This is a genomic window from Stratiformator vulcanicus (assembly GCF_007744515.1).
GTDB lineage: Bacteria > Planctomycetota > Planctomycetia > Planctomycetales > Planctomycetaceae > Stratiformator > Stratiformator vulcanicus.
Genome location: NZ_CP036268.1, coordinates 3,194,862 through 3,220,063 on the forward strand (window position 1 = coordinate 3,194,862; position 25,202 = coordinate 3,220,063).

Annotated in this window: 21 protein-coding genes; 9 read left to right on the forward strand and 12 right to left on the reverse strand. The window is 58.0% G+C overall.

What is annotated here, in order from left to right:
• Positions 1-291 precede the first annotated feature (291 nt).
• Together Pan189_RS12390 and Pan189_RS12395 are read left to right on the forward strand one after the other, a co-directional pair.
• A complete protein-coding gene (locus Pan189_RS12390; protein ID WP_445785722.1) occupies positions 292-1,704 on the forward strand; it encodes a sigma-54-dependent transcriptional regulator in 1,413 nt (470 codons plus the stop codon).
• Between the two features lie 1,099 nt (positions 1,705-2,803).
• Positions 2,804-3,307, forward strand: coding sequence for a hypothetical protein (locus tag Pan189_RS12395; protein ID WP_145364212.1), 504 nt, complete (start codon positions 2,804-2,806; stop codon positions 3,305-3,307).
• A gap of 277 nt (positions 3,308-3,584) precedes the next feature.
• Here the strand turns inward: Pan189_RS12395 and Pan189_RS12400 are convergent, their stop codons facing one another.
• The 5 genes from Pan189_RS12400 to Pan189_RS12420 all read right to left on the reverse strand — a co-directional run bounded on the left by Pan189_RS12400 (position 3,585) and on the right by Pan189_RS12420 (position 8,644).
• On the reverse strand, positions 3,585-4,034 hold the full coding sequence (locus tag Pan189_RS12400; protein ID WP_145364214.1) for a hypothetical protein: 450 nt from the start codon (positions 4,032-4,034) through the stop codon (positions 3,585-3,587).
• A 187-nt stretch (positions 4,035-4,221) separates the two neighbouring features.
• Positions 4,222-4,647, reverse strand: a complete 426-nt coding sequence (locus Pan189_RS12405) for a hypothetical protein (RefSeq protein WP_145364215.1) — start codon at positions 4,645-4,647, stop codon at positions 4,222-4,224.
• Positions 4,648-4,662: 15 nt separating this feature from the next.
• Positions 4,663-5,058: an endonuclease toxin domain-containing protein gene (locus Pan189_RS12410; protein ID WP_145364216.1), complete on the reverse strand. Its 396-nt coding sequence runs from the start codon at positions 5,056-5,058 to the stop codon at positions 4,663-4,665.
• 110 nt (positions 5,059-5,168) lie between these two features.
• Positions 5,169-6,959, reverse strand: coding sequence for a tetratricopeptide repeat protein (locus Pan189_RS12415; protein WP_145364217.1), 1,791 nt, complete (start codon positions 6,957-6,959; stop codon positions 5,169-5,171).
• A gap of 446 nt (positions 6,960-7,405) precedes the next feature.
• Entirely contained in the window at positions 7,406-8,644 is a 1,239-nt protein-coding gene (locus tag Pan189_RS12420; RefSeq protein ID WP_145364218.1) for a DegT/DnrJ/EryC1/StrS family aminotransferase, read from the reverse strand.
• Between the two features lie 392 nt (positions 8,645-9,036).
• Between Pan189_RS12420 and Pan189_RS12425 the strand changes: the two genes are divergently transcribed.
• Positions 9,037-9,639 (forward strand): hypothetical protein, encoded by a 603-nt coding sequence (locus tag Pan189_RS12425; RefSeq protein WP_310820398.1) that lies wholly within the window; start codon positions 9,037-9,039, stop codon positions 9,637-9,639.
• 36 nt (positions 9,640-9,675) lie between these two features.
• On the opposite strand, the gene ilvE is transcribed toward Pan189_RS12425, so the two are convergent.
• From ilvE to Pan189_RS12440, 3 genes are all read right to left on the reverse strand, one after another.
• Complete coding sequence (ilvE, locus tag Pan189_RS12430) at positions 9,676-10,533, reverse strand: branched-chain-amino-acid transaminase (RefSeq protein WP_145364222.1); 858 nt, start codon at positions 10,531-10,533, stop codon at positions 9,676-9,678.
• 574 nt (positions 10,534-11,107) lie between these two features.
• Positions 11,108-12,988: a S41 family peptidase gene (locus Pan189_RS12435; protein ID WP_310820400.1), complete on the reverse strand. Its 1,881-nt coding sequence runs from the start codon at positions 12,986-12,988 to the stop codon at positions 11,108-11,110.
• 108 nt (positions 12,989-13,096) lie between these two features.
• The gene (locus tag Pan189_RS12440; protein ID WP_145364226.1) at positions 13,097-13,372 is read right to left on the reverse strand and encodes a carbon storage regulator; all 276 of its coding nucleotides are present in this window, start codon (positions 13,370-13,372) and stop codon (positions 13,097-13,099) included.
• 574 nt (positions 13,373-13,946) lie between these two features.
• Here Pan189_RS12440 and gatC point away from each other — a divergent pair.
• The 4 genes from gatC to Pan189_RS12460 all read left to right on the forward strand — a co-directional run bounded on the left by gatC (position 13,947) and on the right by Pan189_RS12460 (position 17,682).
• A complete protein-coding gene (gene gatC, locus Pan189_RS12445) occupies positions 13,947-14,246 on the forward strand; it encodes an Asp-tRNA(Asn)/Glu-tRNA(Gln) amidotransferase subunit GatC (RefSeq protein ID WP_145364227.1) in 300 nt (99 codons plus the stop codon).
• A 51-nt stretch (positions 14,247-14,297) separates the two neighbouring features.
• Complete coding sequence (gene gatA / locus Pan189_RS12450) at positions 14,298-15,773, forward strand: Asp-tRNA(Asn)/Glu-tRNA(Gln) amidotransferase subunit GatA (RefSeq protein ID WP_145364229.1); 1,476 nt, start codon at positions 14,298-14,300, stop codon at positions 15,771-15,773.
• A gap of 85 nt (positions 15,774-15,858) precedes the next feature.
• Positions 15,859-17,340: an Asp-tRNA(Asn)/Glu-tRNA(Gln) amidotransferase subunit GatB gene (gatB, locus tag Pan189_RS12455; RefSeq protein ID WP_145364231.1), complete on the forward strand. Its 1,482-nt coding sequence runs from the start codon at positions 15,859-15,861 to the stop codon at positions 17,338-17,340.
• Positions 17,341-17,448: 108 nt separating this feature from the next.
• Positions 17,449-17,682, forward strand: a complete 234-nt coding sequence (locus Pan189_RS12460; protein WP_145364233.1) for a DUF3072 domain-containing protein — start codon at positions 17,449-17,451, stop codon at positions 17,680-17,682.
• Positions 17,683-17,745: 63 nt separating this feature from the next.
• On the opposite strand, the gene Pan189_RS12465 is transcribed toward Pan189_RS12460, so the two are convergent.
• The 4 genes from Pan189_RS12465 to Pan189_RS12480 all read right to left on the reverse strand — a co-directional run bounded on the left by Pan189_RS12465 (position 17,746) and on the right by Pan189_RS12480 (position 21,617).
• On the reverse strand, positions 17,746-18,738 hold the full coding sequence (locus Pan189_RS12465; protein ID WP_145364235.1) for a DHH family phosphoesterase: 993 nt from the start codon (positions 18,736-18,738) through the stop codon (positions 17,746-17,748).
• 106 nt (positions 18,739-18,844) lie between these two features.
• Entirely contained in the window at positions 18,845-19,315 is a 471-nt protein-coding gene (gene rimI, locus Pan189_RS12470; protein WP_145366178.1) for a ribosomal protein S18-alanine N-acetyltransferase, read from the reverse strand.
• Between the two features lie 455 nt (positions 19,316-19,770).
• The gene (locus Pan189_RS12475; protein ID WP_310820406.1) at positions 19,771-20,010 is read right to left on the reverse strand and encodes a BON domain-containing protein; all 240 of its coding nucleotides are present in this window, start codon (positions 20,008-20,010) and stop codon (positions 19,771-19,773) included.
• Between the two features lie 539 nt (positions 20,011-20,549).
• Positions 20,550-21,617: a ferrochelatase gene (locus Pan189_RS12480; RefSeq protein WP_145364239.1), complete on the reverse strand. Its 1,068-nt coding sequence runs from the start codon at positions 21,615-21,617 to the stop codon at positions 20,550-20,552.
• A gap of 364 nt (positions 21,618-21,981) precedes the next feature.
• On the opposite strand from Pan189_RS12480, the gene Pan189_RS12485 reads away from it, so the two are divergent.
• Both Pan189_RS12485 and Pan189_RS12490 read left to right on the forward strand, forming a co-directional pair.
• The gene (locus Pan189_RS12485) at positions 21,982-23,505 is read left to right on the forward strand and encodes a UDP-N-acetylmuramoyl-L-alanyl-D-glutamate--2,6-diaminopimelate ligase (RefSeq protein ID WP_145364241.1); all 1,524 of its coding nucleotides are present in this window, start codon (positions 21,982-21,984) and stop codon (positions 23,503-23,505) included.
• Between the two features lie 54 nt (positions 23,506-23,559).
• Positions 23,560-24,987 (forward strand): UDP-N-acetylmuramoyl-tripeptide--D-alanyl-D-alanine ligase, encoded by a 1,428-nt coding sequence (locus Pan189_RS12490; RefSeq protein WP_145364243.1) that lies wholly within the window; start codon positions 23,560-23,562, stop codon positions 24,985-24,987.
• Positions 24,988-25,202: the final 215 nt, after the last annotated feature.

Consider the following 25,202-nt stretch of genomic DNA (forward strand, 5'->3'; position numbering starts at 1 on the left):
TCTGATTCTCCGATCGGTCTTCTGCAGCGTAACGGCGCTACGGTCGAAAGTCACGGGGCCCGCACTCTTGGACAGCGATCCGAAATTTTTGATCAAATTCTCGCAATTTCGATCGATTTCCCTACAGAAAACCAGATTGTGCCCCCTCCGGGCATTTGCTACCAACCGCCCCCGACACACTGACCTGTCACGATGAATCGAGTCCGGGCATCGCCACCGGCGTCGGCACAGCCGTCGCTTTGGCAGCAGCCCTTCGTCGATCAATTTGATCGACACAGAGCGAACGAGGGATTGAAGTTGACCAAGACGGCCGACGAAACCGCCCGACACAAGCTCCGCGTCCTCTTCGTTGACGATGAGGATGCGATTCGCAATATCATGTCCATTGAGCTGCCCCGGCTCGGATTTGACGTCACACTGTGCGCCGACGGCGCCGAGGCCATCGAGGCGCTCAACAAGCAGTCGTTCGATGCGGCCATCATCGATCTGCGGATGCCCAATGTCGACGGCTGGGGCGTTGTCGATCACATCAATGAGGTCGCGCCCGAGACCGAATTTGTCATTAGCACCGGCCACGGCGACATGGACGAGGCGATTCACGCCGTCCGCAAGGGAGCGTTCGACTTCCTGCCGAAGCCGACCAAGCTGTTTGAAATCGCCAACGTACTCAATCAGATCGGCGAGAAACTCGCCCTGCAAAACAAAGCCGCCGCGCTCGAATCGCAAATTCGAAAAGTCGAAGGCCCCAAAAGCGACTTGATCGGCGATGGCCCCTTGATGGCCAAAGTCAAAATGCTGATTCAGAAGATCGCGCCGACCGACTCGACGGTCCTCATTCTCGGCGAAACCGGCAGCGGCAAAGAGATGGTCGCCCGCCGCATTCATGAACTGAGTAAACGAGCCGACAAGCCGTTCGTGGCGGTCAACTGCGGGGCACTCCCCGAGAATCTCGTCGAAAGCGAATTCTTCGGCCACCGCAAGGGAGCCTTCACCGGTGCCGAAACCGCTCGCAAAGGCCTGTTCGAAGTCGCCAACGGCGGAACGCTGTTCCTCGACGAATTGGGCGAGCTCGACAAGACGATGCAGGTCAAATTGCTCCGATTTCTGGAGTCGGGCGAGATCCGCCGCGTCGGCGAGAACGAATCCTTCACGGTCGATGTTCGCATCCTGTGTGCGACGAATCGCGACCTCACGGAGATGGCCGCCGAAGGCGAGTTCCGCGATGACCTTATCTTCCGCATTAATACATTCGAGATGCACCTGCCGGCACTTCGCGACCGACAGGAAGACATTCCCGAACTCGCCCGGCACTTAATCGCCCGGCACCTTAAGAAGTCCGACATCTCGGACGAGTTTATATCGCCGGAAGCAATGGACATTCTGACCCGGCACGACTGGTCGGGCAACGTCCGCGAGTTGGCCAACGGACTGGAACACGCTGTTATTCTGTCGGACGGTCACACGATTAAGCCGGAAGATCTGCCCGCCAATATTCTTCGCAGTGCCCGGGCCAACGGAGCAGCCAGTGTCCCGTTCCAAGTATTGGGCGACACCAAAACCCTGCGGGAAATCGAGCGGGACGTTATCCTGCAAACACTGAATCGCAATGGCGGAGACAAGCCCTCAACCGCCAAAGAACTCGGCATCGCACTCAAGACGCTTTACAATAAGCTGAACCAGTACGATGCTACGCAGGCTGCTTAAAAAGCTATCAGCTATCAGCTATCAGCTGTCAGCTTCTGGCGAGCCCAACCGCGGGCCGCCCGGCCTTTTGAGGCCGAGTCGTTACCTGAGAGTGGCCCGGACATCGTCCGGGTCGCGTAGCGACAAGAGTATTCAGGCAGCGATTTCCCTGCTGATGAGGCATCGAATTTTAAAGGTGGCCGGCAGCTGAATGCTCTGGCGGCTGCGCCACACGGACGTTGTCCGTGCCACTCGGGTTTATTAATTTCACTCCCGGAGTCGGCCTCCAATTGTCTTGCGATGTTCTCAAACGGCATCTTGTGCCTATTGGTAACCGTCCAATTATAGAGTGGCCCGGACATCGTCCGGGTCGCGTAGCGACAAGAGCACTCGGGTTGAGGTGTCCCCACCAGACCGGCGTCCAATGTTAATTGTGGTCGGTAGCTGAATGTTCTGGCGGCTGCGCCGCACGGACGTTGTCCGTGCCACTCGGGATTTATTAATTTCACTTTCGGTGTCGGCCTCCAATTCTTTCTTAATGTTTTCGAGCGGCATCTTGTGCCTGTCGGCACCCGGCCACAAAAGGCCGGACTACCCAAGTCTTGCCGATAGCTGACAGCCGATAGCTGACAGCTTAAATAAAAAACGGACGCGCGCCCGGCAGTTTTGCCGCGGCAACATCCGCCGCATGGGGATAACGCAGTCAGATGACTACTCCCACCGGCGGGGCGAACAGAGGCGGTGCGCACCGTGTGTTCCTCCAACCGTAGGAAGACGGTTGCGCGGCGGCCCACGTTCGGGTGCCGGGGCGCGTCTCGCCCCCGCATCTGGATGATCGCATCGTCCTTGCATCGCTCACTTCCGCGGCAGCCAAAGGACGATTGACCAAGAGAACAGATGCAATACCGGAAACGAGCCTCCCCCTGCGGGGGCAAGCTGCCCCCGGCACCCAGCAAAAGGAGAAATCGAGCAGGTAACAATTGCCAATGCGTGTAAGATAGGCGGAGTCACGCGACGACGTCCGCCTATCGAAATAGCAATTGACAGCTAAATTGATAACGCGCGCGGATCAACGATAATGCCTGCGCCACCCTTTGGCTCTCCTCACTGCAAGTGAGTTATGAAACGCATCTCCACATTGCTCGCGCTGGTGCTATTCGGCTGCACGCCCTATGGGTCGGATGAAAACGCAATTCCGCCCGAGGTGCTGGCCGCGTTGCGTAACTCTGATCAAGTAGCGTTGTACTCTCTCGACCCGCACCCGCATCAGGTCGTCAAAGAAAATCTGAAGTACTACCCGCTCGGAAACGAATCGGCGGTCATCGACTCAATGGAATTAACGGAGCCGAGGTTGATTTCGAGTATCGCCGACGCACTGGAACAAGACGTCGCGGCGAGTTCAGGACTGGCAGCCGGCTGCTTCCTGCCCCGACACGCTCTTAAATTTCGGACGGAAGATGATCATATCGCCGAAATCGTAATCTGCTACGAGTGCCTGAATGCGGTGATCGCCGTCGACGAAAAACCAATCGCTTCAGTTCTACTCTCCGGAACCTCGGCCGAATTACTTAATCGAATTATCGACGACGCGGAAATCGAGCGGGCTACTCCATCATCGAGATGAGCTGCATTCAGCACACTATTGATTTCAAATCACTGGCAAAGCCCGTCCCACCCGTCGCCCTTACAACCAAGACCCTTAATTCCAACTCGGACGATTCGTCCCAATGTCGGCGGGTGGCTGGGGACGACCTTTTAGTCGCCCCCAGCGATCACGGGTCGCCGGTCACAAAGTGGGCGCCCGTTGGACGACTGGGGGCGGGCGACCTTCAATTAGTCCGACGTGGAATGACGACCAAGTGCCTGCTTAATAATCGCGCCCGTCCCCAGCCACCCGTCGGCTAATTGAAGGGATTGGCTATATTTTGTGGACTCCTTAAATACTCTCGCAAGAGATCTACGAACGTATTTGCTATCCTTTTCCGATTTGTTCCGTCGAACGCATCGATCGCACCCCCCGAACCCTCTTGATCCAGAGATAAAACGAGAACAAATGCTTTGAGCGAGTAATCAGCGATTTCGATCTCTCGAATGTTGTCTGCCAATCGATCAAGGTCGAAGAGTACCTCCGAAATCGATCGAAAGTGAATCAGCGCATCATCCGTTTGCCCCGGAGGCATACCGTTCACGCTTTCGAAATACGCGTAAAGCTCTGGATGTCTCGCCGGTTCCAAATGTAACTTCAGTGAGTCAATTTGAGCTGTCGTTGCCGAAGCGTTTTGCTCGACCCCTTGCAAACGCCAGTATTTTTGAAGCTCGCAAAGCATCTGACGTACATCATCACTGGTCACGGACAATAGCGCCGGCCGAAGTTTCATTTAAAGTTGTCAAAACATCATGTAAAAAATTTAGATAAGCGAGAATATCCCAGCCCGCTGAAGTGCGGTGGCAACACATATTCCCGCTTCACGTCGGACGGCGCGACTGTATAAATTGTGCGTTGACGGTCTGATCATTTTCATATTCTGCACTCCAATGCTATCGATTTTTCAGTATCTCGCGTCCGAGCACCTCAGGATCGATTGAGGAATCGAAGACCGACTTCGCGTCAGGGTCGGGAACGACCCCGCCGTCCGGATTCGGGACGTGCGGTTCGACTACGAATTGAGATCCATCATATTCAACAGATAGAAACGTCGATTTTCGGTGTAGCATACCTGCTGACCTAACCCCAGCGGCTTCCAGCAATGGCTTTGTGATCGACGAAAAGTCGGTGGGATGCGGCATTCCTTGGTGAGATTCATTGAGGGCATCTATAATTTGCTGGCCCAACGTTCTGGAATCACATTCTGTCGGCAACTGCTTGATGTTGTCACTGCCAAACCATAGCTTCGTCGTCGCTTGATTAAGCGGACAGCATAATATTTTTTCCTTCAAGAGATAAACACCAACCATCTTCAACATGACGGGCACCGTATGCTATTGGAGAATTGTAAAGTAAAAATCGACGCCAACCGCTTTCGCTTCCTGATGTATCTGCCGCAATAAATCAAATTGCGTGTTGCTAGCTCCGGGAGGAATGGCAACATGCACGGCTCGTCCGGTGATCTCAGAAGACTTTATTTGAAAGTTCGCGTAGAATGCACCGTTAAAATCTTTCACTTTGGTTACAAACCCTCTGAGCAGTGTCCCAAGTGATTGCAGATTCTGGTATGTAGGAGCCTTTAAATCTACACTCTTGATACTCGTAACGACACCATCAGCAAAGCGGTCTACAGTTGGATAATTTTGAGGGAGGTTTTGACCAAGGACAGTTTCAATTGCTTCTCCCCGCGGCGGGTGGCACTGGCTCCGCCAGTGATTGCGGCTGAACATTCATCAAGATTGAGAGAAACCGGCGATCGTCGGCAGGGAGAGGCAAAGCCGTACGGGATTGTTGTGCAGGCTGTCGGTTGCCGAAACCAAGGCCGAAACCAGTGCGTCCCTTAATCCCCCGCCGCAACTTCGATCGGCTGCGGCATGCCGTCTGAGGGGGTTGCTTCGGGGGCCGTTGCGATGCGAGCGTCATTGGTTGGTGCTTCGGCACTGCGCTTTGGCGGGGCGAGGGCGATGGTGCTTTTGCCGTAGCCGACGGTCGTGATCCACATCGGACTTGTCTTACGAACCGGTCGGCGGACCTTTCGGCCGAAACGATCGACGAAGTTCTCCGCCTCGGGCTCTTTCGCGCCGTCACGCAGTGTTAATTTCACTTCGCGACCGGTCGGGTACTTAAGCATCAAAGCGAAGTCGTGTTGCGTGTTCGATGCCACCAGCGGCGCTCCGACTTCTCCCTGCTTGCGGAATTCGACGGTCACGAACTGATCGCCGACATGCAGTTTCGGGCGACCGTATTCGCTATTTTCATTTTCGCCGGCGACAGCAAACAGGACCTTGTCCAAATCCCAACTCTTATCGGCGACCAGCACGAAGTCGTCGCGACCGTAATTCAGGTCGTAATAGCCGTAAAGCGAGCCTCGCAGGCGGCTCGCTACATGGTTCGGCATCGCCTCCCGGCCGAGCGCGGCCGCGCACTTGAGCAGCACCGGTACGGGCACGCGGGCGACAAGTTGCGGGTCTTGAAGTTGCTGGGCGATGCGAGACGGGTCTCCCGTTTCGGCGATGACCGAAACGAGCGCGACGCGGCTTTGTGCTTCTTCAAGATCGGCGTCCAAATTTCGCAGCACGGCGTCCTCGGCCTTCGCGAGCCGACCGGCCCGCAGCAGCACACCGGCGGCAGCAAGATTGACCTGCCAGGAATCGGTCACATAGGCGACCGACTTTTCAGCCGCGGCGACGGCCCGGTCATCGTGCCGGTATTCACGGATCATCGCCAGATTGACCCACGAGGCGGCGAGCATTTCGTCACGTCGGAAATGCCCTTCGCCCAGTTCGGTTAGTCGCTCGAACGTGCGGCACGCGTCGTCGAGTTTCCCCAAACCTTGTTCGGTGCGCGCCACGTGATATTGATAGGGCGGATAGCACTCCATGAAGGGTTCCATCCGCTTGAGGAGTCTTAATCGGACCGGGGCGTCGCGTTCCTGCAGGGCGTGTTCGAGCCGATCGAGATCGTCGTTGCGAAGCAGCCAGCGGTCGGGGATGTTCCGTTTGCGGGCCAGCTTCCAGAACACATCGAGAAAGCCGGTCGATTTATCCATCACCGCTTCGATCCGTTCTTTTTCCACATTGAACAGATCTTTGTCGCGATCGATTTGCGAAGAGCGGACATCCCACCAACTTCCGGCTCCGATACGGGCGGCGGTGATGTAGTCGATCTCGGCCAATTCGGTCGCCACTTGCAAAGCCGTCGCGGTCAGACGTTCGGCGACGGTGCGATTGAAATGGTTCTTGACCACTTTCTCTTCGCGTGCGGACAGCCGGACATCGCCGATCTCATCAAGGACGGACGAATACAGCTTGATGACCTCTTCGTCCCCAATACCGTTGAGATTCAGATTGTTGAGAATCCGCTGCTCTTCTTCGGCCAAGACCTGCGGCGTCGGATATTTGCGGATGCGATAGAACGAGGACCGGCAGTAGTTCATCGCGACCGCCGTCCGCTTGGCCTCCTGGATGGCCGTCTCCCCGGCGACCGAGGATGAAAGAGCAGATGCCGGTTCATCGGCAATCGCACAGGCCCCCCACGAGACGAGCAGCGTCATCGCGGAGACCATCAGCATCCGCTCGAACAACGTGTCGAACGATGTCCGCTTGGACGGATATTTCTGGAAGCGTGGCATTGGGACGGACCTCAAGTGGTCGTTGGCGGCGAGCCCGCGCTGTCCTTTGCGCGGAAGCGGCCGCAATTTCCTATCGAAGTCCGTTTCGATCTGTGGTGTGGGTTGGGCGAAGTCTTCTACTTGCGAACGGCGTGCCCGCTCAGGATCGGCCGAAAAAAACCGTATTTGTCTGAGTTTTCGGACGATCTGACGACTTCGGAGGGTGTGCGGCGGGCACTTCTTTCAAGCCCGCACGACTGCGATTGTAACTTCACCAATGGCGATCCCATCGGCTTTCATGAGCAAACGCAGGCGATCACGTACGTTTGGTCGCACAACGAAGCGATCACGGGCTTTGCAGTCGACCTGTCGGGTCGTGACAGTTCTGCTTGTGGGAAAAAAGAAAGCGGCGGGGATGTCCCCGCCGCTCGTATCGATCGATGTGCCGTATTAAGCAAGCAACGAGATCAGCCCACGCGGCGAAGCGGCAGGGTATCGCTGCCCTGTTGCTCACTCGCGTAGAGTCGAGGCAGATTGGCCCCGCGACCGAGTGCCCGCGAAACGCCGCGAACGACTTCTTCCTGCATCGAGGCCGTCAGTTCGCTGTAAATCGGCAACGCCAGGACTTCGGCACAGGCCCGCTCACACTCGGGCATATCGCCCTCTTTGTAACCGAGGAACTCGAAGCATTTTTGCATGTGCAGGCCGATCGGATAATAGATGCCGCACCCGATGTTGTCCCCGCGCAGGCTTTGCTGCACTTCGTTCCGTTTGCCGTCCGGAACGCGAATGACGAACTGGTTGAAGATATGTCGCCGGTCGGGCAGCGTCGTGGGAAGTTCGACCCCGTCGAGCAATTCGTAGTGCCGAAACAACTCGGCGTAGCGTTTACCGTTTTGGCGTCGGGCCTCCGACCAGTCTTCCAAGTGCCGCAACTTGATGCGGAGCACGGCTGCCTGAAGCGCGTCGAGGCGACTGTTGAAACCGACCTCCACATGGTTGTACCCGCCGACATCGCCATGCACGCGAAGGCGACGCAGTCGATTGGCGACCTCGGGATCGTCTGTGGTGATGATTCCGCCGTCGCCGGCTCCGCCGAGATTTTTGGTAGGGAAGAAGCTGAAGCAGCCGGTCGTGCCGAGAACTCCGGCCTTTCGGCCGCGATAGGCCGAACCGATGGCCTGCGCCGCATCTTCGATGACCGGGATGCCCAATCGCACCGCGATCCGCCAGATCGGCTCCATTTCGGCGCACTGGCCGAAAATGTGAACCGGCATGATTGCTTTGGTCTTGGGCGTGACGGCTGCTTCGATTTGTTCGGGATCGATATTGAATCCGACCGGCTCAATATCGACGAACACCGGCTTGGCACCGACGCGGTGGATCGCCCCTGCGGTCGCAAAGAACGTGAAGGGACTCGTGATGACTTCGTCACCCGGCCCGACACCAGCCGCCATAAGCGACAAGATCAGGGCATCTGTGCCCGACGCGCATCCGACCGCGTGCGCCGAATCACAATATGCAGCAATCTCTTTCTCGAGCTCCGCCACCGGCTCGCCCAAAACGAATGCCTGCTGCTCAAACAGTTCGGAAACCGTCTGCTGCACTTCGTCGCGAATGGTCGCGTACTGAGCCTTGAGATCGATCAGAGGAACTGGACAGGGGGCGGGGGCCGGGCCACCGTCTGCAAGACGGACACTGCTCATCGGCGACTCCATTCGCTCGGCAAGTGATCGGAAAATTTGATGCGAAACCGCGGGAAGCGATTCGGCGAATCCGGTTGATAGTTCGGTCTTCGCAAGCGGTCAAGATGAGCCGACTTTCGCCGCAACGACAATTCGACGCAGTACCGGCACGTCGATCGCTACTAACGGAGTGCGAATAACTGCCTCCCCCGCCCCGCCTCCAGTACCCCACCATCGCTCTACATATTTCCCCACCCACCCTCGCGTAGAACTACCGACGACAACAACTGTCGTAAATCATTCCCCAAAAGCAACTTGCGCCTTTCATCCTTGTTCGTAATAAATTTTATTGCCAAATGACATCGCGATCGGTGTGATGCGGCTCCAAGGGGTTTCTTTGAGTTAATCGGATAATGCAAATCGCTGAAATGTTGGGCAGACAACACGCTACACCGAGCATTCTCGCGGGCGTCCTCTCAATCGGCGGCGGTCTACTCGCATTCGGCCTCGCCGAGGCCCGCGATGATCGCGATGAGGTAACCGAGTTCGTCGCATCACGCGACGCGGCCTACGAAGCCGTCAGCAAAATGCTGAACACGCCGGCGGAGGGTTTGACGAGAACGTTACCGACCGAGCCACTTAACGTGCAGTATCGATTCAGAAAGGCGAGTATTGAGGCAGTCCGACTCAGTCTGCAAAACGGACCGTGGTCGGCCCACCGATTTCTCGTGGCTGCCTATTCCACAGAGACCAAAGACCGTTTGCGCGACGATGCTCTTGATCCCGACCGATTCAATTCGATCGACAAGACGCTCGATTTACTCGTTGCCGAACTGGATAACCACGGTTTCGTTTCCCGAAAACCGGCTTCAATTAGTCGGCATCGGAGCGACCGAGAGATTTTGCTCCGTCGCGATGGGCCGGGGCACATCGAGGTTCTAGCTCGTGCGTCGTGGGACCCCGAGGAACGGGGATGGTTCTTGAATCTAAGAATCAACGAGAGCTTCGAACAGTGAGGCGATAAAGCGATCAAGTGCCCGACCTCGCGTGGTTCATTTTCGGGTCAGATCGCGGAAGGCCTCAAGTAATCGATTGGTCGTTCGGCCCGGTTTGCCATCGCCGATCGGACGACCGTCCAAACTGATGACCGGCACGACTTCCGCCGCTGAGCCGGTGAGGAAGCACTCGTCCGCCACGTAGAGATCATGCCGAGTCAGGGTGACCTCTTCTGATGGGATTTCCGCCTCCCTGGCCAGTCGCAATACCGCGCGGCGGGTAATGCCGTCGAGAATCCCCGCATCAATCGGCGGCGTCTTCAGCACGCCGTGCTTCACAATGAAAATATTGTCGCCGGTACATTCGGCGACTTCGCCTTTGTGATTCATCATCAAAGCCTCAACGGTTCCGGCGTCCGACCCCTCGACTTTGGCCATGATGTTGTTGAGGTAGTTGAGCGACTTAATTCGCGGGCTCAGCGCCTGCGGGTGATTACGGATCGTGCTCGCCGTCACCAGCGGCATGCCCTCTTCGTAAATTTCCGGCGGATAAAGCGTGATCGTATCGGCGATAATGATGACCTGCGGATCGCTCGTGCGGCGGATATCGAGTCCCAACGACCCGGATCCCCGCGTCACAACAAGTCGCACGTAGCCGTCGGAGATGTTGTTGGCCGCGACCGTCTTCTCAACCGCCCGCGTCATTTCGTCTGGCGACATCGGAATTTCGAGCCGGATCGCTCGCGCGCTCTCGAACAGCCGTTCGATGTGCTCGGGATGCAAGAAGACTTTGCCGCCGTAGACGCGGATGCCTTCGAAGACGCCGTCGCCGTAGAGCAGGCCGTGATCAAAGACGCTGACGGTCGCCTCTTCCTTGGGCACGAGTCGGTCGTTGAGAAACACCTGCAGCGACATCAGCATCTCCTCTCGGGGCGAATACGGTTCCGCGTATCTCACCCGACCAGCCCCAAGTCGGCAAGGTTCACGCGAAGGGGAGGGGGGAAGAGGGAGGCGTGCGCCTTCTGGTGAAGCGGCGAGTTAGGAGCTAGGAGTCAGGAGTCAGGAGTCAGGAGTCAGGAGTCAGATCGCATCGAGCTTCACCGCTCAACTCTCGACACTGGACTCTCAACGCTCGACCCTTCGCAAACGGCCCGCGCAACAAAAAACCCCGCCTGAAAAGCGGGGCATTCACCAGCAGACTTTCACCTCTCACCTCTCACCTCTCACCTCTCACCACTCACCACTCACCACTCACCACTCACCACTCACCACTCACCACTCACCACTCACCACTCACCACTCACCACTCACCTCTCAACTCTCACCTCTCTCACAAATCCGGGGAGGACAAACGAATCCATTCGTCGGTGCTCTTCAGATTTGACTCTGTCGCGCTCCCTGTCGGTCGCGGCTATACTCCTCCCCGCTTTCCGCTTTCCGCTTTCAAAAAAGTGCCTCGTCTTGAGGCGTTTCGCGGTCCTGATCTCTCTTAGCGTCGGCTGAGCTGATCGTAGTTCACACCACGCTCAGCCGCCGAAGCCATCTCCCGGACGTCGTTGCCGGTCGCTGCTTTGTGAGCGGCGATGACATCGACATCCTGCGTCAGCGGTTTCAGCAGATCGTAGTTGCCGTCGCGGACTTCGATGTCCGGTGTCACACCGGCTCCGGCCATCTTGCGTCCCGTCGGCGAGTAAAACAGAGCAGTCGTAATCTTCAGGTTGCCCCGAACAGTGCTGACCGGGAAGTGCGTCTGCACCGTGCCCTTGCCGTACGACCGGCGTCCCACAACCACTCCGCGACGATTGTCCTGAATCGCGGCGGCGAAGATTTCACTGGCACTCGCACTGTTTTCATCAACCAGCACAACCAGCGGAACCTTCCAGGTTCGGGCTCGGCTCGCACTTTCCGACATGTTGTCCTCAGCCGTGCGGCCTTTCGTCGAGACGATGCCACCCGAAGGCAGAAACTTGTTCGAGACACTGATCGCCGTAGTGAGCAGACCGCCCGGGTTGCCCCGCAGGTCGAACACGAGCGATTTCATGCCTTTGTTGTGAAGGTCCCACAGGGCTTCGTCCATTTCCTTGTCGGTCGTGGCGGCGAACTTGTCGAGCTTGATGTAGCCCACACCCGCCCGGCTGTCGATCATTTTCGCTTCACTCACGCTTCGCAGTTCCACCTGAGCACGTCGCAACGTGACCGAGTTGCTCGCCCCGTTGGCCTTCGCAATCCCGAGCATGACCGGCGAGCCGATCGGTCCGGTGATGAGGTCGACCGCGTAGTCGAGGCTGCGTCCCTTCAGGCTCTGCCCGTTGATCGATGTGATGACGTCACCTCGCTCGACCCCGCCAGCTTCGGCAGGACCGCCACGCAGAGCCCGCACCACGATAATCCCGTTGTCGTGCGGCTTAATCTCGACACCGATTCCGACAACGTGCGTGTCCATCACACCGGCGGTCTTGCCGGGGACATCGAGGACGGCTCCCTGTCGGCCCGACGGGTCTTCCGGCAGGAAGGCCGAGTATTTGTCGAGCGATTCAGTCGCACCGTAGACAAACTCCGCGGCGACGGCCGTTCCGCCCAGGTTCAGCGTGCTGGAAGCCACGTTGGCGACACAGTACATGGCGTTCATGGCATCGTTGGCATTCGAGATCGAACGGCTCGCGATGCACTCGTCTACTCCCCGTTCGAAGGCCGCGATACGATCCCGGCTCGGATTGAGGTTGTAGGCCCGTTGAAATTCCGGATTCGAAACCGCTCGCTTCAAGTTCGTCACAGCCTGTGCCACCCGATCCTGATAAGAGGTCGGCTCGTAGTGCCGGGCATCGATCATCCGCGAAATCTCCATGTAGAGATTCACGAATTGCTGACCGCTGGTCGACTGGATGAACCGCAGCGTGACGGGGTTGCCGTAGCGTTGGCTCAACTTGGCGTCGACAAGATCGACACCGGTCGGTTCAGCCGGTTGAGTCGGAACAGCCGGTTCCCGTCCGAAGTCGAGGTCGATCGGATTGCGATCGAGATTTCGATCGATCGGGCGATTCCGGAACAACTCGTCGTAGTTCCGAAGCGGAGTGCGATCACGCTGATCGTTGACCGGCTTCCGCGTCCGATAGTCGATTTGGCGATCGTAGCTTCCGTTATTGCTTCGGTCGTTGCTGATTCGATCGTTGTCGCGGCTGCGATAGTCGCGTCGATCCAACCGCAGGTCTTGCTCATATCGCGAGTCGAAGTTCGACCGAACCGAGTCGGTCGCGAACGTCGACGGCGCGGGGCCGAAGTCGGCAGCGGCCAACGGAGCCGCGAGAACCGTGGCAGTGAGCACTGAGATCGCCCACTGCGAAGCGTTTTGAAAAAGGGTCGAAATATTCATGGGAGTGATCCTCTCCGTCAATTGGATTCTTGGATAAGTGAGTCGGAAATCCGTTTTGGTGGGCGGCATCCGTCCTGATCCGACAGTCGCCGCATTCGCTTCGATTGCTCAGACAGCCTGAGGCAGCACGAAGTAGCCTGAGTAGCTGACCGTCGCCGGCATCGCCGCCGAGTCTTCGAAATCGGGCGTGACGACAGCCTTCTCAGCGTCGTCTTCCCCGGTCGGCTCTTCGTCCCGCACGGCCAGTTCGCCACGCAGCACGCGGATGTCGCTGGGAGCATCGATGCCGATCTTAACGGAACCCTTCCCAGTCCGGATCACCTTGATCGTGACGTTGTCGCCAATTTGAATCGTTTCAGCCTGCTTACGAGTCAAAACTAACATTGCCCTACTCCTCCTGAATGTGGCCGCGTTTGGCGGCCGGGTGATGGACCCGGTAGTCAGGACCGCAAGTCTGACGTCCGTGTCACTGTGTTGTTCGGAAGAATCAATTTGCGAACGGTGTGCCGGAGCCGGTGCCGAAAGTCGCTTTTCGCATTGACTTTTTGCAAGTCACTTATATGAATGCATTTACATTTTTATTTGGCGCGCCACACAACCGGATTCCCCCTTGTAAGTTCGTCGAATCCCCCAATCCGAAATCGGAAGGATTACAATCCTTCGCGCGCCAATTCGAAACGTGTCATAATGATGGCGACAGGTTGAATCATTTTGACTCGACCCGTGCCCGTGGGGAGAACCCCGATTATGGCGGTCGGGGCGATTACGCGGCTTGAGCCGTTTCGAAGCACTCTCGACAGCGGGTGCTCGGCCAATGTATGCCCCCTCGAAGTGCCCGGACGAATTGCAAAGCGACCGGGGTGCGCTATACTCGCCGCCGGTCTGATCGGAATGATCAGATTCGATCGACGAGACCGATTCACGCACGACATTTTCACACACGACATTGGGGCCAGACGTGGCTGAGCAGTTCACCAGCGAAGACGTTAGAAAGGTCGCCTCACTGGCCCGACTCCGACTCGAAGATGCCGAGTTGGAGACATTCGCCGGGCAGATGACCGACATCCTCAAATACGTGGAGATGCTCGAAGAGGTCGACACGGAGGGCGTCGAACCGATGGCCCACGCGGTTGAGCGCAGCAATGTCCTCCGCGAGGACGAACCGACGCAGATGCTTCCGCGCGAGGCGGCCCTCGCCAATGCTCCGAAGACCGACGGCAAGTTCTTTCTGGTGCCGCAAATTATCGACGCCGAATAAGCGGACTCGGCCCCAACTGGCGGAATCGGATCAGATCAGGATACGAGATTTATGGCTCAGGCAGACCAGATCATCGCAAAATCGGCTGACGAACTCGCCCGACTCATCGCGGACGGCGGCCTCTCATCGACCGAAGTCACGACCGCGTTTCTCGACCGCATTGACGCAGTCGACTCGCAGGTGGAAGCCTTCCTGCACGTCGATCGCGAAGACGCCCTCAAACAAGCCGGGGAGGTCGACAACAAGCGGTCAGCCGGAGAAGCCCTCGGCCCGCTCGCCGGCGTACCAATTGCGGTCAAGGATGTCCTCTGCGATGAGACGAAGGCCTGCACCTGTGCGAGCCGGATGCTGGAGAACTTCCGGCCGCCTTATTCGTCGCACGTCGTCAACAGGTTGAAGGCGGCCGACGCCGTATTGATTGGCCGCACAAACATGGACGAGTTTGCGATGGGCTCGTCGACCGAGAATTCGGGCTTCCAGAAAACGAAGAATCCGTGGAGCCTCGACAGCACCCCCGGCGGCTCCAGTGGCGGAAGCGCTGCCGCGGTCGCGGCTTCGATGGCCCCGCTCGCCCTCGGCACCGACACCGGTGGCTCGATCCGCCAACCGGCCGGCTTTTGCGGTATTGTCGGCTTGAAGCCCACGTATGGCCGCGTCTCACGATACGGTCTCGTCGCCTTTGCCAGTTCGCTCGATCAAGTGGGGCCGATGTCTCACGACGTCTCCGGATCGGCCCGGTTACTGCAGGCGATCGCGGGGCATGATCCGCTCGATTCGACTTCGCTGCCCGAGCCGGTCCCCGATTATCTCTCGACGATCGACCAACCGATCGACGGACTCCGCATCGGTATCTGCCGGGAGCACTACGGCGAAGGCCTCAGCCCCGAAGTCGACCGGGCGGTGCAGGCGGCGGTCGACACTTATATCGAGCAGGGGGCCGAGGTCGTCGACGTTGAGTTGCCCCATTCGAAGTACTCCGTCGCGACCTACTACATCATTGCGCCGTCGGAGGCCTCCAGTAACCTCGCCCGCTATGACGGTATTCACTACGGCTACCGGGCCGAGAAGTTCGACGACATGATCGACCTTTACGCCCGCAGCCGTGGTGAGTCGTTCGGGGCCGAAGTGAAACGCCGCATCATGCTCGGGACTTACGCCCTGAGCGCCGGGTACAGCGATCAGTATTACAACAAAGCCTTGAAGGTCCGCCGGTTGATCCGCCGTGACTTCGACGATGCGTTCTCCAAAGTCGACGTAATCCTCTCGCCGGTCACGCCGTCGCCCGCATTCAAGATCGGCGAGTTGGCCGATGACCCGCTCGCGATGTACCTCTCGGACATCTACACGATCAGTGCGAATCTCGCCGGCATTCCCGGCATTTCGATTCCTGCGGGTCAGAGCGAAAGCGGACTTCCGATCGGCCTGCAATTACTCGGCCCGACCTTCGGCGAGGAAACCCTCTTCCGCGCTGCCCGCATGTTCGAACAACGCACCGACTGGCATAAACAGCGAGCTGCGCTCGCGTAGCTTTCAGCTATCAGCTTTCGGCTATCAGCTTTTCAAGCGATGGCAACGGCTGATAGCTGACGGCTGATAGCTGAAAGCCCTCTCGATGAACTACACAACCGTCATCGGACTTGAAGTCCACGTGCAATTGCAGACGAAGACCAAGCTCTTCAGCGGCTGCATCAATCGCTTCAATCCTGATCAGCCCAATACGCAGACCGACCCGGTGACGCTCGGATTGCCGGGAACGCTGCCGGTGATGAACCGTAAAGCGTATGAGCTCGCGGTGAAGGTCGGGCTGGCGCTCAACTGCAACATTGCGAAATTCACCAAGTGGGATCGCAAGCAGTACTACTACCCCGACCTGCCGAAGGCTTATCAGATCAGCCAGTACGATCTGCCGCTTTGTGCCGACGGCTATCTGGAAATTACCGATGCCGAGACCGGTGCGCATCGCAAGATCGGCATCATCCGGGCCCACCTCGAAGAAGACGCCGGTAAGAACCTGCACGAAGGGGGCGGCGACAGCAAAGTCGACCTGAACCGTGCGGGCACGCCGCTCGTCGAGATCGTCTCACAGCCCGACCTCCGCAGCGCCGCCGAAGCGAAAGCGTATCTGGAAGAATTAAAGCTCTTAATGACCTACCTCGGCGTCTCCGACTGCAACATGCAGGAAGGCTCGCTCCGCTGCGATGTGAACGTCAACCTGCATGTCCACACGGATGACGGCCACAAAGTCGCCACGCCGATCGTTGAAGTAAAGAATATGAACAGCTTCGCCGGCGTCGAGAAGGCGTGCGAGTACGAAGCGGAGCGGCAGTTCGAAGAGTTTCAAGAGACCGGTAAGAAACTCGGGGAGGTGCCCAAAGCGACTCGCGGCTTCGACCTCGACCGCGGCGTCACCTATAAGATGCGCGAAAAGGAAGAAGCGGCCGACTACCGCTATTTCCCCGACCCCGACCTCGCCCCGGTCACCGCGAGCGACGAGTTCGTAGAGTCGATCCGCGCGACTCTCGGCGAGTTCCCGGCTGCGAAGCGGGCCCGCTATGTCGAGGCGCTCGAGCTTTCCGACTACGACGCGCGAGTCATCATCGGGCAGGGGGTCGAGTTCGCCCGTTACTTTGAAACCGTCGAAGAGACCTGCGGCGATGCCAAACGGGCTGCCAACTGGTGTACCCAGGATGTGCAGCGCGATCTGAATGACCGCAAGCTCACGATCGACGAGTTCCCGATCCCCGCCGAAGTGCTGGGCGACATCCTCAAACTGATTGTCGATGGCAAGCTCACCACCAAGAGCGCTCGCGATCTCTACGGCGACCTGCTGGAGTTGCCGCGCGAGAAAGTCACGAAGGCGAAAGCCGACGAAATCATTGCCGAGAAGGGTCTCGAAGTGGTCGAGGATACCGGCGCCCTCGATGCGGCGATCGACAACGTGCTCGCCGAGCCGAAGAACGCAAAGACGATCTCCGACGTCGAAGGCGGCAAGCAGCAAGCCGTCGGCCCACTCATCGGCCAAGTGATGAAGCAGGTCAAAGGGGCCGACCCCAAGACGGTCCGGGAGATGCTGTTAAAAAAGATTTTGAGCTGACTCGGCTCCCCGACGCGTTCTTCAGGAATCCCCCGGTCTTGCCGGCCCCGCCGATCGACATACAAATGCGTACAGTAATTCGCATTTCAACGATCGGAGACGGCGGCCATGAGCAAGCAGACAAAGTCCGACCCCAAGCAAACGCAGCCGGACGGACCTGACAACCGGGTCAAAGTCCCGGAGAATTGGACGACCGGCGACGAAGAGATGACCGGCGCTCAGGCGTCGTACCTGAAGACGTTGTCCGAAGAGGCCGGTGTCGAATTCGACCCCGCTCCGACGAAGGCCGAAGCATCGGAGCGGATTAACGAATTGCAGGAGCAGACCGGGCGTGGAAAATAAGGCGGGTTCCGAGCTGCCTATTGTCCAGTTGCCTCACCAAACGCGACTCACACGGCGGCAGAACTATGCCTTCTGATCGACAGCCTCAAGCAGCGCCGCGAGGGCTTTCTTCACCGCGGCGTCGACCGGTCCGGGGAGGACGGTGCCTGCCGCTTGGCGGTGGCCGCCTCCGCCGAACTTTTCGGCGACTGCGGCCACGTTGAGGCCGGTGCGGCTGCGGAGGCTGACTTTGATCGAGCCATTTTCCTGCTCGATCGCGATGAACGCGGCCTCGGTTCCGTCGAGCGTCAGGCACTCATTGACGAGGTCTTCGGTGTCGGCCTGCTGAGCACCGAGATCTTTGAAGTCGGCCTGGGTCACCCAGGTGTAGGCAATACGTCCGTCCGCCGCGAATTCGATCCGCCCGAGTACGCGACCGGCCAATCGCAATCGGCCGACCGATTTGCGCTCGTATAACATCCGATAGACATATTCCGGCCGAGCCCCCAAGGCGACCAGCCGGGCTATCGTCTCGTACGTCGAAGGCTTCGTCGATGGAAAACGAAACCATCCGGTATCGGTCGCGATGGCGGCAAAAAGTGGGACGGCCGCACGCTTCGGCAATTCAAAGCCGAGGGCGTCAGCCAGTTCGACCACCAGCACGCCGGACGCTTCCGCGGAGACGTCCTTAAATTCGACCGCCCCGATATCGTCGCTACTGACGTGGTGATCAATGACGACTTTCTTCGCGGAGGTCCGGCGAAGGATCGTTCCCAAATCGCCAAGCTGCGTCCACGCGCTCGTATCGATCACAATATGCACGTCGGCATCTTCGACGCGATTGGCGTCGATTGTCTCTCCGAGCTTATGCACGACGCCGTCGGCATCGAGGAAATCGAGGTGCCCGGGAGCGGCCGAAGGATTGACGATCGCCACCGACTTTCCGGCGTCTTCCAAAATCGCCGCCAGCCCCAATTCCGATCCGAGGGCGTCGGCATCGGGACGCACGTGGCTGGTGAGGATGAACTTCTCACCCTCCTCCAAAATCGGACGTAGCGGCTCCCAATCGATTTTCATGCCGACAGCTTAAACGCCGCAGCCGACGTTACAAGCAAGAGCCGGACCCGACCGAAGAAAGTCGAAGCCACAATCGGGACGTCATCAATGCGTCGCGTTCGACGGCTCAGGCCGCATCGACTTCTGAGATGCGGTTCACCGGGGCAAAGGGTGACTGCATATCCTGCTCAGGCCGCATGACGAAGTGCATCGCGTAGGCGTCTTCTTCGGTCTCTTCGTAGCGATTGCGGAGCACGCCGAAGGCTCGAAAACCAAGCTGCTTAAAGAACAGTTGAGCTGAAAGATTTGTCTCGCGGACTTCGAGAATGATTTCGCGGCGGCGCTGTTGAGACAGTTTCTCGACAAGGCGATTGATCATCGCCGAACCGATTTTGCTGCGTCGGAAAATCGACGCGACGGCGAAGTTGAGAACTCGCAGGCGAGACTTCTGCAACTCGTAGATCATGAACCCGACGACCTCGTCATCGACTTCCGCGACCATCCCGATGCAGTTGCGCTGCCGAAGGCAGCAGAGAAAATCTTCTTCCGTCCAAGGAAACTCGAAGCTTTCCGCCTCAATCGCGAGGACGGACGGCATATCTCGCCGAATCAGCCACCGAATTTGAGCGGGCGATTCGTGGACGGTTGAAATTGCGGCTGAACTCACGGCGGCCTCCCTGCCGAACGATCGTTCTCGAACGATAGATTCGATTGCTATCTTCTGAAGCGACTCATGAATACCTGACGACTGCAAAGATGCAACTCGGTGACTCAAATCGCTACAGGTTTCGAGATTGGCTCCGAAAATGAACGATCGCCACTGACGTCTTGTCGTCGGCGATTTTCGTTGCGAGCGGATGCTAGCGATCCGTCAATTCGCGAGCCAGAGCGATCGGGGGAAAATGTCAGAATCCCCCGAAAATCGATGAGAGTTAGAATGTTCGAAACGTGCGATTCTGTTCGACGATCCGTCGTGACAATCAAGTCACGCTTTCACCGCGTCGAATGACAATCCATTGAGCCGATCCTGAGAGCGGCTCTGTTCGCCGTCACTCAGCGGACACGGCCCTTGCCGCATGTGACCAACTGATTGAGCACACGTTCGACGCCGGAAATCTGCTGAGCGACCGCTTCGACGTCCGGCGCGTCATCGTTCACGTCCACGACACCGGTCAGGCAGACCCCGTCGCTGATTCGATGCACGACCAAGTCCGAGAACCGGTAAGCCGGGTGGCTCTCCAGCGTCGTCTGCACGTCTTTTTCCACCAAGTGCCTTCCTGCGAGTGTCTCCATCAAAGTCTCCGTCGATTGCGAATTGGGTTCTGTCACCGGAGCTTCCACGGGCTTCGGCTTTCCTTTGCTGCTTCGTTTTGCACGATCGACCGACATCGACGACTCCTTCGTCCAAGGGTACAAGGCTATCCGAACGCTCAGTGTAAAGGATCGCGCAGAAAATAAAAGATATTCTCACATACAGTCTTGTTGATGGGTAGTAGATGTACCTAAACCGTTCACACCGTGCGGCTTGCAATATTTTTGAGAAATCTCCGTTCGCCTCATTCGATGGCGAACCCGTGAGCAGATTCGCCAATCTCCCGTGCAAGATGCGTCACATCATGGTCGGCATTTTCGACGCGGAAACCGAAAAGATCAACGAATCGGGAAATGTCCGGTGCGGCAACGCCGATTCGTTCCGGTTAAGCAAGATACGCGCCGCAGACCGCCTTATTGCGGGACATCTTTGGTACGCAGTTCTTCATTGCGCAACGCCACGGTCGTTCTCGAGACGCGCAAGAATGCGAGTTCGCGTGAGAGAGCTACTGCAAGCCGAATCAGTTCCCGCCCGCTGGGACAGGACGCCGGCGCGGCGGAGGGGCGCAGCAGTCGACGGGGCAGACGTCGTGGTTCGGCCCGAATTGACCGCAGGCCCGCTGTGGTTGATCGCGGTCAAGCCGCTCCTGAACGAGTTCACGCAGCATCTTCACGAAGTCGGGGTGCGTCCCAACGGTTTTCGCCCGCACCATCGTGAGGCCAATCTCATCGGCGACGCCGCGGGCCTCATCATCAAGGTCGTACAGCACTTCCATGTGGTCGGAGACGAACCCGATCGGCGAAATGACAACATACGCGACCTCTTTTTCCCGTAGTGACCGCAGATGGTCACAAATATCGGGTTCCAGCCACGGATCCTGCGGCCGGCCACTGCGACTTTGAAACACGAGCTCCCAACGCGACTCCGGTACGCCGACCGCCTCGGCGACAAGGCGACAAGACTCGCGGAGTTGTTGCTCGTAGGCGGACGTCTGCGCCATCGATGCGGGAATACTGTGAGCCGTGAAAGCCAGATGTGCCGACTCTCTCGCTTCCGCTTCGAACTCATCAAGCGCGGCTGAAACGCGATCGGCGTTCGCCTGCACCCACAAAGGATGATTGTACCACACCCGTATTTTGCCGAACTTCGGCGCATCGCCATCGATCTGATCGCACGCGGCGTAAACATTCTCTCGATACTGCCGACAGCCGGAATACGAACTGTAGGAAGACAGGACGAGAGCCAACGCGTTGCGAACGCCGTCAGCCTTCATCTGTTCGATCGTGTCGGTCAGGAATGGATTCCAATTGCGATTGCCCCAATAGATCGGAAGCGTCACGCCTGACGAATCGAACTCGGACTTCAATGCCTCGATCAACTCCCGGCATTGCTCGTTGATCGGACTGACGCCGTCGAAATGATAGTAGTGCTCGGCGACTTCGAGCATTCGCTCACGTGGGACGTTTCGACCGCGCAATACGTTTTCGAGAAACGGCAGCACGTCCTCTCGTTTCTCCGGCCCGCCGAAAGAAACGACAAGCACGGCGTCAAAATCGGTCGCCGAGCGTTGAACCTGATGCTCCGACATTTTCACTCCTCAAGGGTTTTCAACGGTCGATTATTCACCGCGACTTGGTTTCGGCAACGCCGCACACTGCTTTCTTGCGGCTTGCTCATGAGAACCTCTCCTTGTTTTCCGACGAGAGCCCCGGCTGATCGAGGCCGATTCTTGTAAGTCTTGCAGCGACCTTGAATTTCCTGCGGAGGCGGCTTGACCATTTTTCGGATTTCAACAGAATCTCTCTCAAGTCGCTGACACGGTGAAACGAGTCACCGCACAAGCGACCCCCAGACATACCTTCGGCGAAGTTCTTCGCCACTAAAATCCCGCAACATTCTGAACCCCGCCGACGAACGCGATTCTTACCGATCGCGGTCTGCGCCCCCGATCCATGCACTCTCCGCCCCAGTCCCATTTCGGCACGATGATCGCCTCCTCGGCGGGTGCGGTGAGTCTGCGGCGGCTGCTTCCGGCAGCGAGTTTCATCGGTTCGGCCGACATCGGCGTCTCGCACATCACCGATCGCTCAACGGACTGTCGCCCCGGCAGTGTCTTCGCCGCACTCCGCGGACGAACGGTCGACGGAATCGATTATCTTGACGAAGCCATTTCCAACGGTGCCTGCGGTGTCCTGACAGATCGACCGATCACATCGACCGCCGTTCCTCAATGTGTCGTCTCCAATTCCCGCATCGCGTATTCCGAAGTCTGCCGTGCGTTAGCCGGTCGTCCTGACCAACGCCTGAGGGTCGCCGGTGTGACCGGCACCGATGGAAAGACGAGCGTCTGCTCCATGATCCGGAAGCTACTGGAATCGTGCGGGCAACGCTGCGGACAACTCGGCACCGTCGAAAACTACGACGGCGTTTGCACCGAAACGTCGACGCTGACCACCGATGAGCCTCCCAAATTCTGGAACTCGCTCAGCCGGATGACGTCGAACCGAACAACGATGGCCGCGGTGGAACTCTCGAGCCAGGCTCTCGATCAATATCGAGTAGCCGGCTTGCAGTTGGACTTAGCAGTCGTGACTGGAGTCACACGCGACCACCTCGACTATCACGGCACTCCCCACGCTTATGCAGCCGCAAAGGGAAAAATCTTTGGCCTCGTCCGCAAGGGAGGTCGAGCGATCATTAATAACGATGATCCCGGATCACGCGACCTTTTCGCGAAACACAACTGCGGAATCGACGCTATAACCTGCTCGCTCGACGGTCCGGCTGATCTCAGAGCAACCGACCTTACTTCGAATAAGACAGGGGTGCGGTTTACATTTCAGATGGCCGATTTCGCCGAACAAATTCAGACCGAATTAATCGGTCGTCACAACGTGATGAACATGCTACTGGCCGCCGCGGTCGCTGCGGAATTCGGTCTCGCTCCGGAACAAATTGCCGCGGGACTGTCAAAGATTAAGTCGCCGCCCGGAAGGCTCGAGCGAATTGTGGCCGAACCAATCAATGTTTTTGTCGACTACGCTCACACTCCGGACGCCCTCGCTCGGGTCGTCGATGAGCTGAAGCAGATCACTCAGGGACGACTGATTGTGGTCTTTGGCGCCGGTGGCGGAAGAGACGCGGACAAACGACCGTTACTCGGTCAAGCGGCCTCAAATGCCGACCTCGCCATCGTCACGAACGACAACCCGCGGAACGAGCATCCGCAGACCATCATCGAACACATTTTGGCCGGCATCACCAGCACGACGGTTGAAGTCCGACCCGACCGCTGCGATGCAATTCGCCTCGCACTTGATGCCGCCGTGCCCGGCGACTGCGTCCTCATCGCGGGGAAAGGTCACGAGACCTACCAGGAAATCGGCACCCGGCAAATCAGTCACAACGATGCGGCCTTTGTCCGCCGTTACCTGTCGGCCCGACACCCAGCGACCCCAATCACCGCCTGTGCCTAAGCATTAATAAGTCACCTTATACAAATACATTTTCCCGAATTAAGAACTGAATCGATGGAACCGGTAACTCTTCAAGACGTGGCACAGGCAACCGGGGGCGTACTCGTCCCGGGTTCAGCCGCGTCGATTGAGTTTTCCGGAGTCGCCCTCGATTCAAAAGAAGTCCGGATCGGTGAAATCTTCTGGGCGATCCGCGGCGAGCGATTCGACGGCCACGACTTCGTGCATGAAGCCATCGCCAACGGTGCCCGGGCGATCGTCGCCGAGGATTTGTCATTCGGTTTCTGCTCCGTTCCGGTCTTAATCGTTCAGCACTCACGTTCGGCCTTGGCCGACTTCGCAGGTTGGTACCGCCGGTTGATCGATGCCGTGGTCATCGGGGTGACCGGTTCGGTCGGCAAGACGACCACCCGCGAATTAATTCACGCAGCATTATCGGTCAAACAATCCGGCACGCGCAGTCCTCAGAACTTCAACAATCTGCTCGGCGTCAGCCGAACGTTGCTGTCAATCTCGAAACGGCATCGCCATGCCGTCGTCGAAATGGCGACATCGTCACCGCGCGAAATTTCAACGCTGTCCGAGATCGTCAGTCCCGATATCGGTGTCGTCACATCCATCGGCGAAGCACATATTCGCGGCCTAAAAAGCGTAACCGGTGTCGCCGAAGAAAAAGGTGACCTGCTTCGGAGTCTTCCTAAGCACGGCGTCGCATTCGTTCCCTCGACGGCGCCGGCGTTTGATCGCCTCACCGCCGATGTCGAAGCTGAGCTCATTACTATTGGGTCGAACCCATCCGCAGACGTGGTCGCCCGACTCGTCAAGTTCGATGGCGAACGACTAATCGCAAATATCGAGGGGAGTGAAGTCAGAATAAAAGTCGCCGGGCCGCACATGTTAAGTGATGTCGCCACCGCCTACTGCGTCGCGAAACGGTTCGGACTCTCCGATGAAGAAATCAATCACGGTTTTGACTCCTTTACGCCCCTGTCCGGACGGGGTCTGACTATTCGACGCAAACCGTGGACCGTCGTTGACGACACTTACAATGCCAATCCGACATCGGTTCGAGGCGCGATCGACGGACTCATCGCCCGACCATGTGCCGGGCGTCGAATTCTGGTCATTGGCGACATGCTCGACCTCGGCGAAGCATCGACCGTCGGCCATGAGTCGATCGGACAATATGCGAAAGATCAAGGTTTAGACGTGCTGATTGGTTGCGGACGATACGCCGGGCACTTTGCGCATGGATGGCGTCAAGCGGGCATGGATGCCCAGTGCCCGGTCTTTGTCTGCGATTCAGCCAGCGAAGTATTTGACGTACTTCGGGATGAATTAACTCCCGGAGACGTCGTTTGGATCAAAGGCTCGCGGGAGACCCGTATGGAACGTGTCGTCGAATGGCTCGACGATTTCAATCCGGCGGTCACACTCCCACTCGATACGCCGCACTCCGCTCCCGCGCGGACGGCGGCTTAATCCCTTCCACGAATCACCTCATATTGAAAGCGACTCCTGTGTGTGACGCGGTTGTGTACGTCAGGGTTTGCGGGGATCCGACGTGTTGATGCGGCTTGCCGCATTAAGAGCACTATGGCCTTTGGAATACGTGATTACTGGGTCGATCACTCCAACGGGCTGCTTCACAATCGTTTCACATCACTGGGCGTCGGGGAGCGGGTCCCCGGCGCCCG

What these genes read in the sequence shown, in the direction of transcription:
- Pan189_RS12395 (WP_145364212.1), top strand. Translation starts at nt 2,804, where the DNA reads ATGAAACGCATCTCCACATTGCTCGCGCTGGTGCTATTCGGCTGCACG.
- Pan189_RS12405 (WP_145364215.1), bottom strand. Translation starts at nt 4,647, where the DNA reads ATGTTGAAGATGGTTGGTGTTTATCTCTTGAAGGAAAAAATATTATGC.
- Pan189_RS12410 (WP_145364216.1), bottom strand. Translation starts at nt 5,058, where the DNA reads ATGTTCAGCCGCAATCACTGGCGGAGCCAGTGCCACCCGCCGCGGGGA.
- Pan189_RS12415 (WP_145364217.1), bottom strand. Translation starts at nt 6,959, where the DNA reads ATGCCACGCTTCCAGAAATATCCGTCCAAGCGGACATCGTTCGACACG.
- Pan189_RS12420 (WP_145364218.1), bottom strand. Translation starts at nt 8,644, where the DNA reads ATGAGCAGTGTCCGTCTTGCAGACGGTGGCCCGGCCCCCGCCCCCTGT.
- Pan189_RS12425 (WP_310820398.1), top strand. Translation starts at nt 9,037, where the DNA reads ATGCAAATCGCTGAAATGTTGGGCAGACAACACGCTACACCGAGCATT.
- ilvE (WP_145364222.1), bottom strand. Translation starts at nt 10,533, where the DNA reads ATGTCGCTGCAGGTGTTTCTCAACGACCGACTCGTGCCCAAGGAAGAG.
- Pan189_RS12435 (WP_310820400.1), bottom strand. Translation starts at nt 12,988, where the DNA reads ATGAATATTTCGACCCTTTTTCAAAACGCTTCGCAGTGGGCGATCTCA.
- Pan189_RS12440 (WP_145364226.1), bottom strand. Translation starts at nt 13,372, where the DNA reads ATGTTAGTTTTGACTCGTAAGCAGGCTGAAACGATTCAAATTGGCGAC.
- gatA (WP_145364229.1), top strand. Translation starts at nt 14,298, where the DNA reads ATGGCTCAGGCAGACCAGATCATCGCAAAATCGGCTGACGAACTCGCC.
- gatB (WP_145364231.1), top strand. Translation starts at nt 15,859, where the DNA reads ATGAACTACACAACCGTCATCGGACTTGAAGTCCACGTGCAATTGCAG.
- Pan189_RS12460 (WP_145364233.1), top strand. Translation starts at nt 17,449, where the DNA reads ATGAGCAAGCAGACAAAGTCCGACCCCAAGCAAACGCAGCCGGACGGA.
- Pan189_RS12465 (WP_145364235.1), bottom strand. Translation starts at nt 18,738, where the DNA reads ATGAAAATCGATTGGGAGCCGCTACGTCCGATTTTGGAGGAGGGTGAG.
- rimI (WP_145366178.1), bottom strand. Translation starts at nt 19,315, where the DNA reads ATGCCGTCCGTCCTCGCGATTGAGGCGGAAAGCTTCGAGTTTCCTTGG.
- Pan189_RS12475 (WP_310820406.1), bottom strand. Translation starts at nt 20,010, where the DNA reads ATGGAGACACTCGCAGGAAGGCACTTGGTGGAAAAAGACGTGCAGACG.
- Pan189_RS12480 (WP_145364239.1), bottom strand. Translation starts at nt 21,617, where the DNA reads ATGTCGGAGCATCAGGTTCAACGCTCGGCGACCGATTTTGACGCCGTG.
- Pan189_RS12485 (WP_145364241.1), top strand. Translation starts at nt 21,982, where the DNA reads ATGCACTCTCCGCCCCAGTCCCATTTCGGCACGATGATCGCCTCCTCG.
- Pan189_RS12490 (WP_145364243.1), top strand. Translation starts at nt 23,560, where the DNA reads ATGGAACCGGTAACTCTTCAAGACGTGGCACAGGCAACCGGGGGCGTA.